Raw genomic sequence first — 15,679 nt, forward strand, 5'->3', positions numbered from 1 at the left:
AAGATCGGCTTCCTGGTCAAACAGGCCGAAGAACCCTGGTTCCAGACCGAATGGGCCTTCGCCGAAAAAGCCGGCAAGGAGCACGGTTTCACCGTGATCAAGATCGCCGTGCCGGATGGCGAGAAAACCCTGTCGGCCATCGACAGCCTGGCCGCCAACGGCGCCAAGGGCTTTGTGATCTGCCCGCCGGATGTGTCCCTCGGCCCGGCGATTGTCGCCAAGGCCAAGGTCAACGGCCTCAAAGTGATGGCCGTGGACGACCGCTTCGTCGACGCCAAGGGCAACTTCATGGAGGACGTGCCGTACCTGGGCATGGCCGCGTTTGAAGTGGGCCAGAAACAGGGCGCCGCCATGGCCGCCGAAGCGAAAAAACGCGGCTGGGACTGGAAGGACACCTACGCGGTGATCAACACCTTCAACGAACTCGACACCGGCAAGAAACGCACCGACGGTTCGATCAAATCCCTGGAAGAAGCCGGCATTCCCAAGGACCACATCCTCACCGCCGCGCTTAAAACCCTCGACGTGCCCGGCAGCATGGACGCCACCAACTCGGCCCTGGTCAAGCTGCCCAGCGGCGCGAAAAACCTGATCATCGGCGGCATGAACGACAACACCGTGCTCGGTGGCGTACGTGCCACTGAAAGCGCCGGCTTCAAGGCCGCCAACGTGATCGGCATCGGCATCAATGGCACCGACGCCATCGGCGAATTGAAGAAAGCCGACAGCGGCTTCTTCGGCTCGATGCTGCCAAGCCCGCATATCGAGGGCTACAACACCGCGCTGGCGATGTACGAGTGGGTCACCACCGGTAAAGAGCCCGCCAAATACACCGCCATGGACGAAGTGACCCTGATCACCCGCGCCAACTTCCAGGAAGAACTGACCAAGATCGGGCTGTGGAAATGACCGCTGCGGCCCTGCGTTTTGACGGTATCGGCAAAACCTTCCCTGGGGTCAAGGCGCTCGATGGCATCAGCTTCACCGCGCACCCGGGGCAAGTGCACGCCCTGATGGGCGAGAACGGTGCGGGTAAATCGACGCTGCTGAAGATCCTCGGCGGCGCCTATATTCCCAGCAGCGGCACGGTGCAGATCGGCGAGCGGGTCATGGCCTTCAAGAACGCCGCCGACAGCATTGCCAGCGGCGTGGCGGTGATCCACCAGGAGCTGCACCTAGTGCCGGAAATGACCGTGGCCGAAAACCTGTTCCTCGGGCATCTGCCGTCGCGTTTTGGCGTGGTCAACCGCAGCGTGCTGCGCCAGCAGGCGCTGGCGTGCCTCAAGGGCCTGGCCGATGAAATCGATCCCCAGGAAAAGCTCGGCCGCCTGTCCCTGGGCCAGCGCCAATTGGTGGAAATCGCCAAGGCGCTGTCCCGTGGCGCCCACGTGATTGCCTTCGATGAGCCGACCAGCAGCCTCTCTGCGCGTGAGATTGATCGCTTGATGGCGATCATTGCGCGCCTGCGCGATGAGGGCAAAGTGGTGCTCTATGTCTCGCACCGCATGGAAGAAGTGTTCCGTATCTGCACTGCGGTGACGGTGTTCAAGGACGGGCGCTTCGTGCGCACCTTCGAGGACATGAGCGCGCTGAGCCACGATCAGTTGGTGACCTGCATGGTCGGCCGCGATATCCAGGACATCTACGACTATCGCCCGCGCGAGCACGGCGAAGTGGCCCTGAAGGTCGACGGCCTGCTCGGCCCCGGCCTGCGCGAGCCGATCAGTTTCAACGTGCGCAAAGGCGAAATCCTCGGCCTGTTCGGCTTGGTGGGGGCAGGGCGCACGGAACTGTTCCGCCTGCTCAGCGGCCTGGAACGCGCCAGTGCCGGCAGCCTGGAGTTGTGCGGTGAGCCGCTGCAATTGCGTTCACCCCGCGATGCCATCGCGGCCGGCGTGCTGCTGTGTCCGGAAGACCGCAAGAAGGAGGGCATCATTCCGCTGTCCAGCGTTGCTGAAAACATCAACATCAGTGCCCGTGGCGCGCATTCGGCGTTCGGCTGGCTGCTGCGTGATGGCTGGGAAAAGGGCAACGCCGACGGGCAAATCAAGGCGATGAAGGTCAAGACGCCCAGCGCCGAACAGAAAATCATGTACCTGTCCGGAGGCAATCAGCAGAAGGCCATTCTCGGCCGCTGGCTGTCGATGCCGATGAAGGTGCTGCTGCTGGACGAGCCCACGCGCGGTATCGATATCGGCGCCAAATCGGAGATCTATCAGATCATCCACAACCTCGCGGCCCAGGGTATTGCGGTGATCGTGGTGTCCAGCGACCTGATGGAGGTCATGGGCATTTCCGACCGCATTCTGGTGATGAGCGAAGGCGCCCTCACGGGCGAGCTCCCTCGCGACCAGGCGGATGAAGCACGACTGTTGCAATTGGCACTTCCGCGTACGCGGGCTTGAAGAACAAGAGGGCACAGGTATGTCTCAGGTAAAAACGGCAAAAGGCTTCTGGCCAGGGTTCAATCAACGCAAGTTTCTCGACGACTGGGTGATGCTGTTGGCCGCCTTGGGCATCTTCGTGCTCAGTGCGCTGTTCATCGACAACTTCCTTTCGCCGCTGAACATGCGCGGGCTGGGCCTGGCGATTTCCACGGTGGGCATCGCCGCCTGCACCATGCTGTTCTGCCTGGCGTCGGGGCACTTCGATTTGTCGGTGGGCTCGGTGATCGCCTGCGCCGGCGTGGTGGCGGGCATCGTGATCCGCGACACCGACAGCGTGATGCTCGGCGTGTCGGCGGCCCTGGCCATGGGCCTGGTGGTGGGGCTGATCAACGGCATCGTCATTGCCAAGCTGCGCATCAACGCGCTGATCGCGACCTTGGCGACCATGCAGATCGTGCGCGGCCTGGCCTACATCTTCTCCAACGGCAAGGCGGTGGGGGTGATGGATGAAGGCTTCTTCGTGTTCGGCAACGGCCAACTGATGGGCGTGCCGGTGCCGATCATCATTACCGTGTTGTGCTTTGTGTTCTTCGGTTGGCTGCTCAACTACACCACCTATGGGCGCAACACCATGGCCATCGGCGGTAACCAGGAAGCGGCGCTGCTGGCGGGGGTCAACGTTGATCGCACCAAGATCATCATCTTTGCCGTACACGGCCTGATCGGCGCACTGGCCGGGGTGATCCTCGCCTCGCGCATGACCTCGGGCCAACCGATGATCGGCCAGGGTTTCGAGCTGACGGTGATCTCGGCGTGCGTGCTGGGCGGGGTGTCGTTGAGCGGTGGTATCGGCATGATCCGCCATGTGATTGCCGGGGTGTTGATCCTGGCGATCATCGAGAACGCGATGAACCTGAAGAACATCGACACGTTTTACCAGTACGTGATTCGCGGTTCGATCCTGTTGCTGGCCGTCATCATCGACCGCATGAAGCAACGCTGATCCCAGGCCATATAAAGATCAACATGTGGGAGGGGGCAAGCCCCCTCCCACATTGGATGCCCTGTGTTCAGAAGGGCAGCTTTTGCCATAATGGCGCCGTTTTCGTACTTCCCAATAGGCCCGATATGCAGGAAAACGCTCACTCCCCCGTCAAAGACACCGCCCCCACCGGCACCCAGACCCTGCTGCGTGGCCTGGGCGTGGTGCAGGCGGTGGCGGCCGGTGCGCGGGATCTGAAAGAGATCGCCCGCCGTATCGGTACCACCCGCAGCACCACCCACCGCCTGGCCAGTTGCCTGGTGGATGAGCGTTACCTGCGGGTGGTACCGCAAGTCGGTTACCTGCTGGGGCCCAAGCTGATCGAACTGGGGTTCCAGGCGCGCGAAGAACTGCCGCTGGTAAACCTGGCCGTGCCCTATTTGGACGAGTTGTCGGCCCTCACCGGCGACACCATCCACCTGGCGATTCGCGAATACGACGAGGTGCTCTACCTGCACAAGAACCCCGGCCGCAACGGTCCGGAAATGCGCTCGCGGGTGGGCCATCGCATGCCGCTGGCGCGCACCGGCATCGGCAAGGCGTTGATGCTCGATGACAGCGTGGAGGAATGGCAGCGCCTGTACGACGTCAGCCTGCCGGCGGGGGGCAAGAACCTGCAATGGCCGCAGCACCCCGAGCAGTCCTGGGCGCAGTTCGAGCAGCGCATGCATGAATACGTGGTGGGCGGTTATGCGTTCGATCTGGAAGACAACGAACCGTCGATCCGTTGCGTCGCGGCACCGGTGCGCGATGCCAGCCGGCGAATCGTCGCCGGCATCAGCATCGCCAGTACCGTGCCCTACATGCCGCTGGAGAAAATGGCCGAGCTGATCCCTGTGATCAAACAGGTCGCGGCCCGGCTCTCGGCACAACTGGGCGCGAAGGCCTGATCAGGCCTTCAGGGTCGCCATGTCGATGACGAAGCGATACTTCACATCGCCGGCGATCATGCGGGTGTAGGCCTCGTTGATCTGGCGGATGTCGAGCATCTCGATGTCGCAGGTAATGCCATGCTCGGCGCAGAAATCCAGGACTTCCTGGGTTTCGGCAATGCCGCCGATCAACGAGCCGGCCAGCACTTTGCGGCCCAATACCAGTTTGGCGGCATTGACGGGCGGGTCCACCGGCTCGATCAGGCCGACCAGGATATGCACGCCGTCAAAGCGCAGCACGTCGAGGTAGGGGTTCAGGTCATGCTGCACCGGGATGGTGTCGAGCAGGAAGTCGAAATGCCCGGCGGCGGCTTTCATCTGTTCGGCATCGGTGGACACGATCACATGGTCGGCACCCTGGCGACGGCCTTCTTCGGCCTTGCTCGCCGAGCGCGTGAACAGCGTCACTTCGGCGCCCATGGCCTTGGCGAACTTGATACCCATATGGCCCAGGCCGCCCATGCCGAGAATCCCGACCTTGTCACCGGCCTTCACGCCATAGTGCTTGAGCGGCGAATAGGTGGTGATGCCCGCGCAGAGAATCGGTGCCGCGCTGGCCAGGTCGAGCTTGGCCGGGATCTTCACCACGAAGTGTTCGCTGACCACGATGCTGTCGGAGTAACCGCCCATGGTGTTGCTGCCGTCCACGCGGTCCGGGGTGGCGTAGGTCATGGTCGGGCCTTCGAGGCAGTATTGCTCCAGATCCGATTTGCAGGCGTCGCAGTGGCGGCACGAATCGACCATGCAGCCCACGCCCACCAGGTCGCCGACTTTATGGGAGGTGACGCTGGCGCCGACGGCAGTGACCTTGCCGACGATTTCGTGGCCGGGCATCAGCGGGTACACCGCTATGCCCCATTCGTTGCGCGCCTGGTGGATATCGGAGTGGCACACGCCGCAGTAAAGAATCTCGATGGCCACGTCATCGGCGCGCGGGCTGCGGCGTTCAAACGACATGGGGGCGAGGGGAGTGGTGGCCGACTGGGCGGCGTAACCGATCGCTGTGTACATGAGGAAACCTCGCAAATGCATTGAAAAGTGAGGCGGGCCATTTTCCTCACCGACCTTGCGTGCGGCCATGGCGATTGCTCCGAGTCTCATGCCTATTCGTCCGACAGTGCCCCTTGTTTGGATGCATGTGGCGCCAGACCTGCGATGATGTTCTTATCCCTTTTTCGCGAAGTTTTTTGCCATGCTGTTGACCCGCCATCTCGACGCTAACGCCACCCTGGTTTCCTTGATCGAGGGGCTTGCCTCCCGCGACGGTTTTTCGCCGACTCACTTGCCTGGCGTAAAGGTGTTGCGTGCCAGTTGCGACGTGGCGCGTGGGCCGCAGATCTACGAGCCGAGCCTGATGTTCGTGGCTCAGGGCAGCAAGGTCGCCTATCTGGGCCCGCGTACGCTGGAGTACGGCGCCGGGCACTACCTGATCCAGGCTATGCCGGTGCCGTTCGAGTGCGAGACCTTTGCCATGGCCCCCGGGGCGCCTTTGCTCGGCGTGACGGTGGGCATTGATCGCGTGGTGCTGGGGGAGTTGGTCATGGCGATGGGCATGCAAGCCGGACCACCGCCGGCGGCGCAGACCCTGGAGTCGATGAGTTCGGTGGTGCTCGATGACGCCATGCGCGGATGCGTCGAACGCCTGTTGCAGTGCCTGCACGATCCGCTGGAGAGCCGGATCATGGGGCCGGCGCGGGTGCGTGAATTATTGTTCACCGCGTTGCGTGGGCCACAGGCCGATGTGTTACGTGCATTGGTGGAACAGCAAGGGCAGTTTTCGCGGATTGCCACGTCCCTGAGCCACCTGCATGCCCATTACGCCGAACCGCTGAATATCGAGACGCTGGCCGGTTTTGCGCACATGAGTGCGTCGACCTTCCACGAACACTTCAAGCGCTGCACCTTGTTATCGCCGGTGCAGTATCTCAAGCGCCTGCGGCTATTGAAGGCCCAGCAACTGCTGCTGGTGGAGGGGGTGAGCGTGGCGCAGGCGGCGCATGGCGTGGGGTATCAGAGTACGTCGCAGTTCAGTCGCGAGTATAAACGCTACTTCCTGCGTAACCCCGGCGAAGAACGGGCCGCCTGAATCTTGCCGACACTCTGGCGTCAAAATGTGGGAGGGGGCTTGCCCCCGATAGCGGTGGGTCAGCCACAGACAGGCTGACTGACACACTGCCATCGGGGGGAAAGCCCCCTCCCACATTTGATTTACATATTCGGGTAAGTCGGCCCACCCGCACCTTCCGGGGTCACCCAGGTGATGTTCTGCGAAGGGTCCTTGATGTCACAGGTCTTGCAGTGCACGCAGTTCTGGGCGTTGATCTGGAAGCGCTTTTCGCCGTCTTCTTTAGTCACCACCTCATACACGCCGGCCGGGCAGTAACGCTGCGCCGGTTCATCGTAGAGCGGCAGGTTGGTGCCGATCGGGATGCTCGGGTCTTTGAGCTTGAGGTGGCACGGCTGTTCTTCTTCGTGGTTGGTGCCGGAGATGAACACCGAGCTCAGCTTGTCGAAGCTCAGCTTGCCGTCGGGTTTGGGGTAGGTGATCTTCTTGCTGTCCTTGGCCAGCTTGAGGCAGGCGTAGTCCGGCTTGGCGTCGTGCAGGGTGAAAGGAATTTTGCCGCCAAAAATGTTCTGGTCGAGCCAGTTGAAGCCGCCGCCGACGATGGCGCCGAATTTGTGCACCGCCGGGCCGAAATTGCGGCTGGCGAACAGTTCTTCGTACAACCAGCTGGCTTTGAAACCGTCGACATACGCGGTCAGTTCGTCACCGCCTTCGGATTCGGCAAACAGGCGGTCGGCTACCGCGTCGGCGGCGAGCATGCCGGACTTCATCGCGGTGTGGCTGCCCTTGATCTTGGCGAAGTTCAGGGTGCCGAGGTCGCAACCGATCAGCGCGCCACCCTTGAAGACCATCTTGGGCAGCGAGTTCAGGCCGCCTTTGCAGATCGCGCGGGCGCCATAGCTGACGCGCTTGCCGCCTTCCAGGTATTGGGCCAGCACCGGGTGATGCTTGAGGCGCTGGAACTCATCGAACGGCGACAGGAAGGTGTTGCTGTAGGACAGGTCGACAATCAGGCCGACCACCACCTGGTTGTTTTCCAGGTGATACAGGAACGAGCCACCGGTGTTCTCGTTACCCATGATGTCCAGCGGCCAGCCGGCGGTGTGCACCACCAGGCCCGGCTGATGTTTGGCCGGATCGATTTCCCAGATTTCCTTGAGGCCGATGCCGTAGTGCTGGGCATCGGCGTCGCTGTCCAGGTTGAAGCGCTGGATCAGTTGCTTGCCGATATGCCCGCGGCAGCCTTCGGCGAACAGGGTGTACTTGCCGCGCAGCTCCATGCCCGGGGTATACAGGCCTTCTTTGGGCTTGCCTTCGCGGTCCACGCCCAGGTCACCGGTGATGATGCCGCGCACCACGCCGTTTTCATCGAACAGCGCTTCCTGGGCGGCGAAGCCTGGGTAGATTTCCACGCCCAGGTTCTCGGCCTGCTGGGCCAGCCAGCGGCACAGATTGCCCAGGGAAATAATATAGTTGCCTTCGTTGTGCATGGTCTTGGGCACAAAGAAGTCGGGAACCCGGGTGGAGGTATCGCTGCTGCGCAGTACATAGATGTCGTCACGCACCACCGGCGTGTTGAGCGGGGCGCCGAGTGCTTTCCAGTCCGGGAACAGTTCGTTCAGGGCGCGTGGTTCGAACACGGCACCGGAGAGGATGTGTGCGCCCACTTCGGAGCCTTTCTCGACCACGCAGACGCTGATTTCCTTACCGGCTTCGGCGGCCTTCTGCTTCAGTCGGCAGGCGGCGGACAGGCCCGCCGGGCCGGCGCCGACGATGACCACGTCGAATTCCATGTATTCGCGTTCCACAGGCTATCTCCTACTCAAGGCTCAACAGGCTTTTTTTCTAATGGGTGGAGGTTCGGTAGTGTCATGCGGCAACGGCACGACTCACCTTTCTCTCTAGGTGGCGCATTATATCTACACCACTGGCAGCGTCCAATACAAACGTTTGTTTGAATTGCCCGCAGGCTAGGTAAATCAAAGCAACGCGGCTTATGACTGACCATTTTGCCGTATTGACCAGAATAGGCGTTCCGGTCAATATACGGTCGGTTTTGCGCTGACCGTAGGCAGACTGCAGGTTTCAAGAGCACGTCCAAAAGCAAGACAGGTGACGCGTGCCCGGACACTGGCGCGCAGTTTACATGCTGCGATAAAGAATGACCTCTCAGTCACCCCTGACGAACGGTCATCACTTCCCGTGAGCAAGGTCATCCGCCGAGGTTTTTGGAGGTGCCCTTGTGTGCCGATGAGCATCAACCGCCAGGTTCGCCTAGGCGACTTTCTTTTCACCGGAGAGTAACGAGGAATCCATGAAGGTTCTTGTAGCTGTCAAACGCGTTGTCGATTACAACGTGAAAGTTCGCGTCAAGGCGGACAATTCCGGCGTCGACCTTGCTAACGTCAAGATGTCGATGAACCCATTCTGTGAAATCGCCGTGGAAGAAGCCGTACGCCTGAAAGAGAAAGGCGTGGCGACCGAGATCGTCGTGGTTTCCATCGGCCCCACCACTGCCCAGGAGCAATTGCGTACCGCCCTGGCGCTGGGCGCCGACCGCGCCATCCTGGTCGAGTCCGCCGAAGAGCTGACCTCCCTGGCCGTGGCCAAGCTGCTCAAGGCCGTTGTCGACAAGGAACAGCCGCAACTGGTGATCCTTGGCAAACAAGCCATCGACAGCGACAACAACCAGACCGGCCAGATGCTGGCTGCACTGACCGGTTACGGCCAGGGCACCTTCGCGTCCAAAGTGGAAGTGAGCGGCGACAGCGTTGCGGTCACCCGTGAGATCGACGGCGGCGCGCAGACGGTTTCCCTGAAACTGCCGGCCATCGTCACCACCGACCTGCGTTTGAACGAGCCGCGTTATGCGTCCCTGCCAAACATCATGAAAGCCAAGAAGAAGCCGCTTGAAGTGCTGACTCCGGACGCTTTGGGCGTTTCCACCGCCTCCACCAACAAGACCGTCAAAGTCGAAGCGCCGGCTGCACGCAGCGCCGGCATCAAGGTCAAGTCGGTGGCTGAACTGGTCGAGAAACTGAAAAACGAAGCGAAGGTGATCTGAACATGACTATCCTCGTAATCGCCGAACACGATAACAAGGTGCTGGCCCCGGCCACCCTGAACACCGTGGCCGCTGCCGCTAAAATCGGTGGCGACATCCACGTCCTGGTAGCCGGTCAGGGCGCTGGCCCGGTGGCTGAAGCCGCCGCGAAAATCGCCGGTGTGAGCAAAGTGCTCAACGCCGACAACGCTGCTTACGCGCACCAGTTGCCGGAAAACGTTGCGCCGCTGGTTGCAGAGCTGGGCGCCGGCTACAGCCACATCCTCGCTGCCGCCACTTCCAACGGCAAAAACATCCTGCCACGCGTTGCCGCGCAGCTGGACGTTGACCAGATCTCCGAGATCATCGCGGTCGAAAGCGCCGACACCTTCAAGCGCCCGATCTATGCCGGTAACGCCATCGCTACCGTGCAGTCCAACGCTGCGGTCAAGGTCATCACCGTGCGCGCCACCGGTTTCGACCCGGTTGCCGCTGAAGGCGGTTCGGCTGCCGTTGAAGCCGTCGCTGCTGCCCATGACGCTGGCACTTCCAGCTTTGTCGGCGAAGAGCTGGCCAAGTCGGATCGCCCGGAGCTGACCGCTGCCAAGATCGTCGTTTCCGGCGGGCGTGGCATGCAGAACGGTGATAACTTCAAGCACCTGTACGCCCTGGCCGACAAGCTGGGAGCAGCGGTCGGCGCGTCCCGCGCAGCCGTTGACGCAGGCTTCGTACCCAACGACATGCAGGTCGGCCAGACCGGCAAGATCGTTGCGCCGCAGCTGTATATCGCGGTCGGTATCTCCGGCGCGATCCAGCATCTGGCCGGTATGAAAGACTCCAAGGTGATCGTTGCGATCAACAAGGACGAAGAAGCACCGATCTTCCAGGTGGCCGATTATGGCCTGGTGGCGGACTTGTTCGAAGCCGTTCCCGAGTTGGAGAAGCTGGTCTAATCCAGTCGCTTCACTTATAAAGAGCCCGGTCTTGTGACCGGGCTTTTTTTTGACGTGTAGGAGCACCTCGCCATGCAACTGCGTTCCCTGATCCCGCTGCTGGGCCTTACGCTGCTGCCGACCTTGTCGCCGGCGGCCGGCAAGTGCGAGCGCCTGGTCATTACCGGCAGCCCGGATGCACCGCCGTTGCTGTGGCGCGACCCGCAGGACCCGACTCACCTGATCGGCGCCACCGCCGATGTGCTGCAACAAGTAGCCACGGACCTGGGCCTGAAAATCGACCTGCTTTACGGCGGCAAGCGCTCCATGGCCCTGGAGGAAGTGCGCAGCGGGCGCATGGATATCCTCGCCGATGCGCCGTTGAACCTCGGCGAGCTGGAAAACCTCGACTACATCCACCCGGCGTTGATGCAGATCGATTACCTGGTGTGGACACGCAAGGACTCGCCCCTGGTCTACACCACCGCTGCCGACTTGCACGGCCATAAGGGCGCCGCCTCGGAGCGCGCTCGCCTGAGTGCCGGGTTTGATGCCTTTGCCGGTGAGCAGTTGACCTTGCAGCGTCTGCCCAGCCTGACGCCAGCCTTCCAGAAACTGTTGCTGGGGGAGGTGGACTATGTGCTCGCCAGCCGCTATTCCGGCATGGCCATGGCCCAGACCCTGGGCATGAGCAATGACCTGGTCGCGCGCGAAGTACCGATCGACCAGCCCGGCCTGTACCTGGCCATCTCCCACAATTCGGCCTGCAATGATCCGTGGCTGCGCGGACAGCTGGCCAAAAAGATGACAGAATTGCCCGCGTCCGGTGCCGCGGAACCCGCGTTGCAGCGCAATCTCGAACGCTGGAAGGCGCAATTGCAACAACCCGTCGGTACCCCAACAAAGTAGGGATTTTCAGTGACTCTTCGACCTCTTTTCGCGGCCCTGGCCGTTGTCGCCCTGGCGGGATGTGCCACCGATCCCGCGCCGATTGAACAAATGCGCCTGACCCAGCAAGCCCTGGAGCAAGCCAACGCAGTGGGCGCCAATACCGATGAATCGCCCGAGCTGAAACTGGCCGAAGAAAAATTTGCCAGAGCCCAGGGCAACATGGCCGACCAGTCCTACAAACACGCCCGCATGCGCGCCGAACAGGCTGAACTGGATGCGCGTCTTGCCGAGGCCAAAGTGCTGACCGGCAAGAGCCAGGAACAATTGAACGTGGTCAACACGCGCATCGCGCGCCTGCGCAAGCAGTTGCAGCTGGGAGAAGCCCAATGATCCGCGGTGTGAGTGTGGCGTTACTGCTGAGCAGCGCGGTGCTGGGCGGATGTGCCAGCCAGCCCAGTAGCGAGCAGGCGTTGCAACAGGCCGGCAATGACTTTCAGTCGGTCAAGGAAGACGCCAATGTATTGCGCTTCGCGCCCAAGGATGTGATCCGCGCCGGGGAGTCCCTGGCGCGTGCCGATCGCCTCTCCAGCTACTGGGGCAGCGGCGCCGACGTGGTGCATTACGCCTACCTGAGCCAACGCTACAGTGCCATCGCCCGGGAACACACCGAGCAGGGGCTGAACGCCGAGCGCCTTGCCAAACTCGAGCTGGAACGCCAGCGCCTGCAATTGGCCTTGCGTGAAAGCAAGTTGGCCAGCGTGCAGCAGCAGGGCAAGTGGGTCGAACAGCAAATCGCCAGCCTGACCACCCAGACCGAGCGCGGCCTGGTGATGACCCTGGGCGATGTGTTGTTCGATACCGGCGAAGCCGAGTTGCAGAATTCGGCCAACCGTACGGTGTTGAAGGTCGTGCAGTTCCTGCAACTGAACCCCAGGCGCAAGGTGCGCATCGAGGGCTACACCGATGATACCGGGGGCGAACGCGACAACCTGAACCTGTCCCGTGACCGTGCCCAGTCGGTGGCAGATGTGCTGGTTGACCTGGGCATCGACGAAAAACGCATTCAGGTTGAGGGGTATGGCGACAAGTACCCGGTGGAGGCCAATGCCTCCGAGCGTGGCCGTGCGCAGAACCGCCGGGTGGAAATTGTGTTCTCCGACGAAAAAGGCCAACTGGGCGCCGCTCGCTAAGAACCAGGCCCGGATCAAAATGTGGGAGGGGGCTTGCCCCCGATACCATAGGTATCTACACAACTCAGCAGCGCCCAACCGTAACCACGATGCGAAGCGAGTCGCTCTTGATCTTGATCTGCTTTTGATCTTGATCTCAGGCGCCCCGTCAAACCACGCTGGCCGAACGCAGGCTTGAATCCGTGGGTAACCCGGCAGGACGCCGGGTTAGCCGCAATGGGCCATGGATGGCCCATTGCGGCGGCCCACGGATTCAAGCCGGAGAGAGGGCACACCGAGCCTGAGCGAGGTGCCGAGTGGTGGGGCAAGAGCGTTTTGCTTACTTTTGCGCTTTTCAAAAGTGAGCCGCTGTAAAAGCGGAACCCTAAGTGGCCGTGACCTAAATAATGGATATGTACTCGGTCTGATCCAACATCCTGGTCGGCCCTAAGGCCGCCATCGGGGGCAAGCCCCCTCCCACATTTGGACCGGGATCGACACCAACATCCTGGTCGGCCCAGAGGCCGCCATCGGTGCTAGCTCCCTCGCCACATGTCGGTGTCATATCAAAGCTGTGTAGATACCTATGCTCATCGGGGGCAAGCCCCCTCCCACATTTCATTAGGCGTACACCCTTACAGTTTTTTCTGTCACTGCGGCCCGTGCTCGACTATTGTGGCAACTGTCCCCGTACACTTCTAAACTGTGCCGGTATGTTTCACACAAAAATAAAATACCCGTGAAATCGAGTGCTGCGTCATGACCAATCTGTTGCTCTACCAACGTATTGCCCAGCAATTGGCTGAGGACATCCGGCGGGGTGTCTACCAGCCGGGGGAGCGCGTGCCTTCGGTGCGCAAGATGAGCTCCCAGCTCAATGTGAGCCATGCCACGGTGCTGCAGGCCTATGCCAACCTGGAAGACCAGGGGCTGATCAGGGCGCGGCCGCAATCGGGTTATTACGTGCACCAGACACCGGCACTCACGGCGCCGACGCCGGATATCGCACGGGTTGAACGTCCGGGGTTGGTCACCCGCAGCAGCATCATCCAGCAAGTGTTGGTCGAGTCGCGCCGCGAAGGCGTATTCCCCCTGGGCGCGGCGGTGCCGAGTGTGGATTACCTGCCGGTCCGGGCGTTGCACCAGCAACTGGCCAAGGTCACCCGCTTCCAGAGCCCGCGCGCGTTCAGCTACATGTTCAGCCCGGGCTTTGAACCGCTGCGCCGCCAGGTGGCGATTCGCATGCGCGATGCCGGCGTGGTGGTGGACCCCTCCGAAGTGGTGATCACCCACGGCTGCGTCGACGCGTTGCAGATGTCCCTGCGCGTGCTGACGCGCCCCGGCGATCTGATCGCCGCCGAGTCACCCACCTATTACGGTTTGCTGCAACTGGCCGACCTGCTGGGCCTCAAGGTTATCGAGATCCCCAGTGACCCGGCCACCGGCATGAGCCTTGAGGCCCTGCAACTGGCCGCCAACCAGTGGTCCATCAAGGCGTTGGTGCTGACCACGCGCTTGAGCAATCCCCTGGGCGGGACCATGCCCGAAGAGCGGCAGAAACAGTTACTGCGCCTGGCCTCGGATTTCGATATCCAGATCGTCGAGGACGATATCTACGGCGAGCTGATGTTCGAACTGGGTCGCACCAAGGCCCTGAAAGCCTATGACCGTCTTGACCGGGTCATCTATTGCTCGAGTTTTTCCAAGACCTTGTCCCCCGGTGTGCGCATCGGCTGGATGATTGCCGGCAAGTACCAGCAGGAAATCCAGCGTCTGCAGATGTTCAGCACCCACTCGGCGTGCAGCGTCACACAGATGGGCGTTGCCGCTTACCTGGAGAATGGCGGTTACGACCGGCACCTGCGTTACATCCGCCAGGAATACCGCAAGAACCTCAGCGCTTTTCAACTGGCGGTGCAGCAGTATTTTCCGGAAGGCACACAGATGACCCGCCCGACCGGCGGCTTTATTTTGTGGGTCAGTTTGCCAGGAAGGGTCAATACCCAGGAACTGCACGTGCGCGCCCTGCAACAGGGCATCAGTATCGCACCGGGGCTGATCTTCAGTAATACGGAACAGTTCAACCACTGTATCCGGCTTAATTGCGGTACCCCGTGGAACCGCGAAGCGGAGCGTGCGCTGATGACCCTGGGAATGCTGGCCAGCCAGTTGTGCCAGGAGACGGCGGCGAATATTTGAGGGGGGTAAAAGGGGACAGGATTGATCTCCATGCTTGTCATAATCCGCACAACAAGCGAGCATATGGCCTTCTGCCGTTAATGCTGTTGGCGATATGACCTCTATTTTTCGCGTTGTCTGGATAGTTGGCTTGTTAGGCCTGTGCAACGCTGGCACTGCGCTGGCGGCATCGCCGGTCACGCAATCCCAGCCCACCGCAAGCGCCGGGCAGGACGCCGCCGGGCAAAAGCCGGCACCGGTAAAGAAAGCGCCGCAGACGAAGAAAAAAACCGCCAAGTCAAAAAAGCGCGCGCCCGTGGCGAGCAAGTCCAAGTCCGCTCGCGAAGTCGCCCAGACCAAACTGCCACCGGCACAGTTGGACCTGTCGTTGCCATCGAACATGGTCAGGCTATTGCAACCCATCGGCACCATGCCCAAGCCCAAGAGCGTGCCGTTGTTGCCGCCAATGTTCAGTGAAAAACCTTCCGACAACAGCGCATTCCAGATCAATGGCCGCTTGCTCAGCAACGAGATGAAGCTGCAATTGCGTAACGATGAGCGGCGTGATGTGGAAGGTGCCGCGCTGGATTTCGAATTCAAGCGATAAACGTTCGATCATCGGTGACCCACGGCCCTGACCATCTGTCGCAGACTGGTCAGTCATCTTTGTTTTGTGCGAAAAACCCCTGTAGGACCATTTTAAAACGGCTGTTTAAGGGCGTACTCTAGCCCGGCCATCCCATTGAGTCGTCGAGGACCTGCTGGTCATGAAATGCCGTGAAGGCTGTGGCGCTTGCTGCATCGCCCCCTCCATCAGTTCGCCGCTGCCGGGAATGCCCCAGGGCAAACCTGCGGGCGTTCGCTGCCTGCACTTGTCAATCGAACAACTGTGCCAGTTGTTCGGTCAACCGGAGCGACCGGCAGTGTGCAGCGATTTCAAGGCAGATATCGACGTCTGCGGCAACGACCAGGCCGATGCGATCCGCTTGATCGGCTGGTGGGAGCAGATGACGGCGGCTTGATGGGCTTTACTATCGGAA

At 61.3% G+C, this 15,679-nt stretch carries 15 protein-coding genes; 13 read left to right on the forward strand and 2 right to left on the reverse strand.

All coding sequences use genetic code 11. From position 1 onward, the window contains the following. The 4 genes from BFP89_RS23075 to BFP89_RS23090 all read left to right on the forward strand — a co-directional run. Nucleotides 1–909, forward strand: a 909-nt coding sequence (locus tag BFP89_RS23075) for a substrate-binding domain-containing protein (protein WP_065887777.1), incomplete at its 5' end; no start/stop codon positions are given. Next, nucleotides 906–2,405 carry an L-arabinose ABC transporter ATP-binding protein AraG gene (gene araG / locus BFP89_RS23080; protein ID WP_065887791.1) on the forward strand — a complete coding sequence of 500 codons (1,500 nt, stop codon included), beginning with the start codon at nt 906–908 and terminating at the stop codon, nt 2,403–2,405. The genes BFP89_RS23075 and araG, both read left to right, overlap by 4 nt. Before the next feature lie 19 nt (nt 2,406–2,424). Further along, a complete protein-coding gene (gene araH / locus BFP89_RS23085) occupies nt 2,425–3,390 on the forward strand; it encodes an L-arabinose ABC transporter permease AraH (protein WP_065887792.1) in 966 nt (321 codons plus the stop codon). Between the two features lie 125 nt (nt 3,391–3,515). Next, nucleotides 3,516–4,319: an IclR family transcriptional regulator gene (locus BFP89_RS23090; protein ID WP_065887793.1), complete on the forward strand. Its 804-nt coding sequence runs from the start codon at nt 3,516–3,518 to the stop codon at nt 4,317–4,319. Here BFP89_RS23090 and BFP89_RS23095 read toward each other — a convergent pair whose 3' ends face one another. Continuing rightward, nucleotides 4,320–5,372, reverse strand: a complete 1,053-nt coding sequence (locus BFP89_RS23095; protein WP_065887924.1) for an NAD(P)-dependent alcohol dehydrogenase — start codon at nt 5,370–5,372, stop codon at nt 4,320–4,322. Between the two features lie 181 nt (nt 5,373–5,553). Here BFP89_RS23095 and BFP89_RS23100 point away from each other — a divergent pair, with 181 nt between their 5' ends. Next, nucleotides 5,554–6,447, forward strand: a complete 894-nt coding sequence (locus tag BFP89_RS23100; protein ID WP_065887794.1) for an AraC family transcriptional regulator — start codon at nt 5,554–5,556, stop codon at nt 6,445–6,447. Between the two features lie 122 nt (nt 6,448–6,569). Here BFP89_RS23100 and BFP89_RS23105 read toward each other — a convergent pair whose 3' ends face one another. Further along, the gene (locus BFP89_RS23105) at nt 6,570–8,234 is read right to left on the reverse strand and encodes an electron transfer flavoprotein-ubiquinone oxidoreductase (protein ID WP_065887795.1); all 1,665 of its coding nucleotides are present in this window, start codon (nt 8,232–8,234) and stop codon (nt 6,570–6,572) included. Nucleotides 8,235–8,740: 506 nt separating this feature from the next. Between BFP89_RS23105 and BFP89_RS23110 the strand changes: the two genes are divergently transcribed. From BFP89_RS23110 to BFP89_RS23145, 8 genes are all read left to right on the forward strand, one after another. After that, complete coding sequence (locus tag BFP89_RS23110; RefSeq protein WP_024076934.1) at nt 8,741–9,490, forward strand: electron transfer flavoprotein subunit beta/FixA family protein; 750 nt, start codon at nt 8,741–8,743, stop codon at nt 9,488–9,490. A 2-nt stretch (nt 9,491–9,492) separates the two neighbouring features. Beyond that, nucleotides 9,493–10,422 (forward strand): electron transfer flavoprotein subunit alpha/FixB family protein, encoded by a 930-nt coding sequence (locus BFP89_RS23115; protein ID WP_065887796.1) that lies wholly within the window; start codon nt 9,493–9,495, stop codon nt 10,420–10,422. Nucleotides 10,423–10,494: 72 nt separating this feature from the next. After that, on the forward strand, nt 10,495–11,310 hold the full coding sequence (locus BFP89_RS23120; RefSeq protein ID WP_065887797.1) for a substrate-binding periplasmic protein: 816 nt from the start codon (nt 10,495–10,497) through the stop codon (nt 11,308–11,310). 9 nt (nt 11,311–11,319) lie between these two features. Beyond that, the gene (locus BFP89_RS23125; RefSeq protein ID WP_083208133.1) at nt 11,320–11,682 is read left to right on the forward strand and encodes a DUF4398 domain-containing protein; all 363 of its coding nucleotides are present in this window, start codon (nt 11,320–11,322) and stop codon (nt 11,680–11,682) included. Beyond that, nucleotides 11,679–12,482: an OmpA family protein gene (locus BFP89_RS23130; RefSeq protein WP_065887798.1), complete on the forward strand. Its 804-nt coding sequence runs from the start codon at nt 11,679–11,681 to the stop codon at nt 12,480–12,482. Before BFP89_RS23125 ends, BFP89_RS23130 begins: the two co-directional genes overlap by 4 nt. Nucleotides 12,483–13,220: 738 nt before the next feature. Then, nucleotides 13,221–14,660, forward strand: a complete 1,440-nt coding sequence (locus tag BFP89_RS23135; RefSeq protein WP_065887799.1) for an aminotransferase-like domain-containing protein — start codon at nt 13,221–13,223, stop codon at nt 14,658–14,660. 94 nt (nt 14,661–14,754) lie between these two features. Next, nucleotides 14,755–15,246: a translation initiation factor 2 gene (locus BFP89_RS23140; RefSeq protein WP_065887800.1), complete on the forward strand. Its 492-nt coding sequence runs from the start codon at nt 14,755–14,757 to the stop codon at nt 15,244–15,246. 160 nt (nt 15,247–15,406) lie between these two features. Further along, on the forward strand, nt 15,407–15,661 hold the full coding sequence (locus BFP89_RS23145) for a YkgJ family cysteine cluster protein (protein ID WP_065887801.1): 255 nt from the start codon (nt 15,407–15,409) through the stop codon (nt 15,659–15,661). Nucleotides 15,662–15,679: the final 18 nt, after the last annotated feature.

The sequence above is a fragment of the Pseudomonas sp. 31 R 17 genome, from assembly GCF_900004915.1.
Taxonomy (GTDB): domain Bacteria; phylum Pseudomonadota; class Gammaproteobacteria; order Pseudomonadales; family Pseudomonadaceae; genus Aquipseudomonas; species Aquipseudomonas orientalis_A.

Excerpts from the sequence above, each read along its gene's own strand:
- araG (WP_065887791.1), top strand. The coding sequence starts at position 906 with ATGACCGCTGCGGCCCTGCGTTTTGACGGTATCGGCAAAACCTTCCCT.
- araH (WP_065887792.1), top strand. The coding sequence starts at position 2,425 with ATGTCTCAGGTAAAAACGGCAAAAGGCTTCTGGCCAGGGTTCAATCAA.
- BFP89_RS23090 (WP_065887793.1), top strand. The coding sequence starts at position 3,516 with ATGCAGGAAAACGCTCACTCCCCCGTCAAAGACACCGCCCCCACCGGC.
- BFP89_RS23095 (WP_065887924.1), bottom strand. The coding sequence starts at position 5,372 with ATGTACACAGCGATCGGTTACGCCGCCCAGTCGGCCACCACTCCCCTC.
- BFP89_RS23100 (WP_065887794.1), top strand. The coding sequence starts at position 5,554 with ATGCTGTTGACCCGCCATCTCGACGCTAACGCCACCCTGGTTTCCTTG.
- BFP89_RS23110 (WP_024076934.1), top strand. The coding sequence starts at position 8,741 with ATGAAGGTTCTTGTAGCTGTCAAACGCGTTGTCGATTACAACGTGAAA.
- BFP89_RS23115 (WP_065887796.1), top strand. The coding sequence starts at position 9,493 with ATGACTATCCTCGTAATCGCCGAACACGATAACAAGGTGCTGGCCCCG.
- BFP89_RS23120 (WP_065887797.1), top strand. The coding sequence starts at position 10,495 with ATGCAACTGCGTTCCCTGATCCCGCTGCTGGGCCTTACGCTGCTGCCG.
- BFP89_RS23130 (WP_065887798.1), top strand. The coding sequence starts at position 11,679 with ATGATCCGCGGTGTGAGTGTGGCGTTACTGCTGAGCAGCGCGGTGCTG.
- BFP89_RS23135 (WP_065887799.1), top strand. The coding sequence starts at position 13,221 with ATGACCAATCTGTTGCTCTACCAACGTATTGCCCAGCAATTGGCTGAG.
- BFP89_RS23140 (WP_065887800.1), top strand. The coding sequence starts at position 14,755 with ATGACCTCTATTTTTCGCGTTGTCTGGATAGTTGGCTTGTTAGGCCTG.
- BFP89_RS23145 (WP_065887801.1), top strand. The coding sequence starts at position 15,407 with ATGAAATGCCGTGAAGGCTGTGGCGCTTGCTGCATCGCCCCCTCCATC.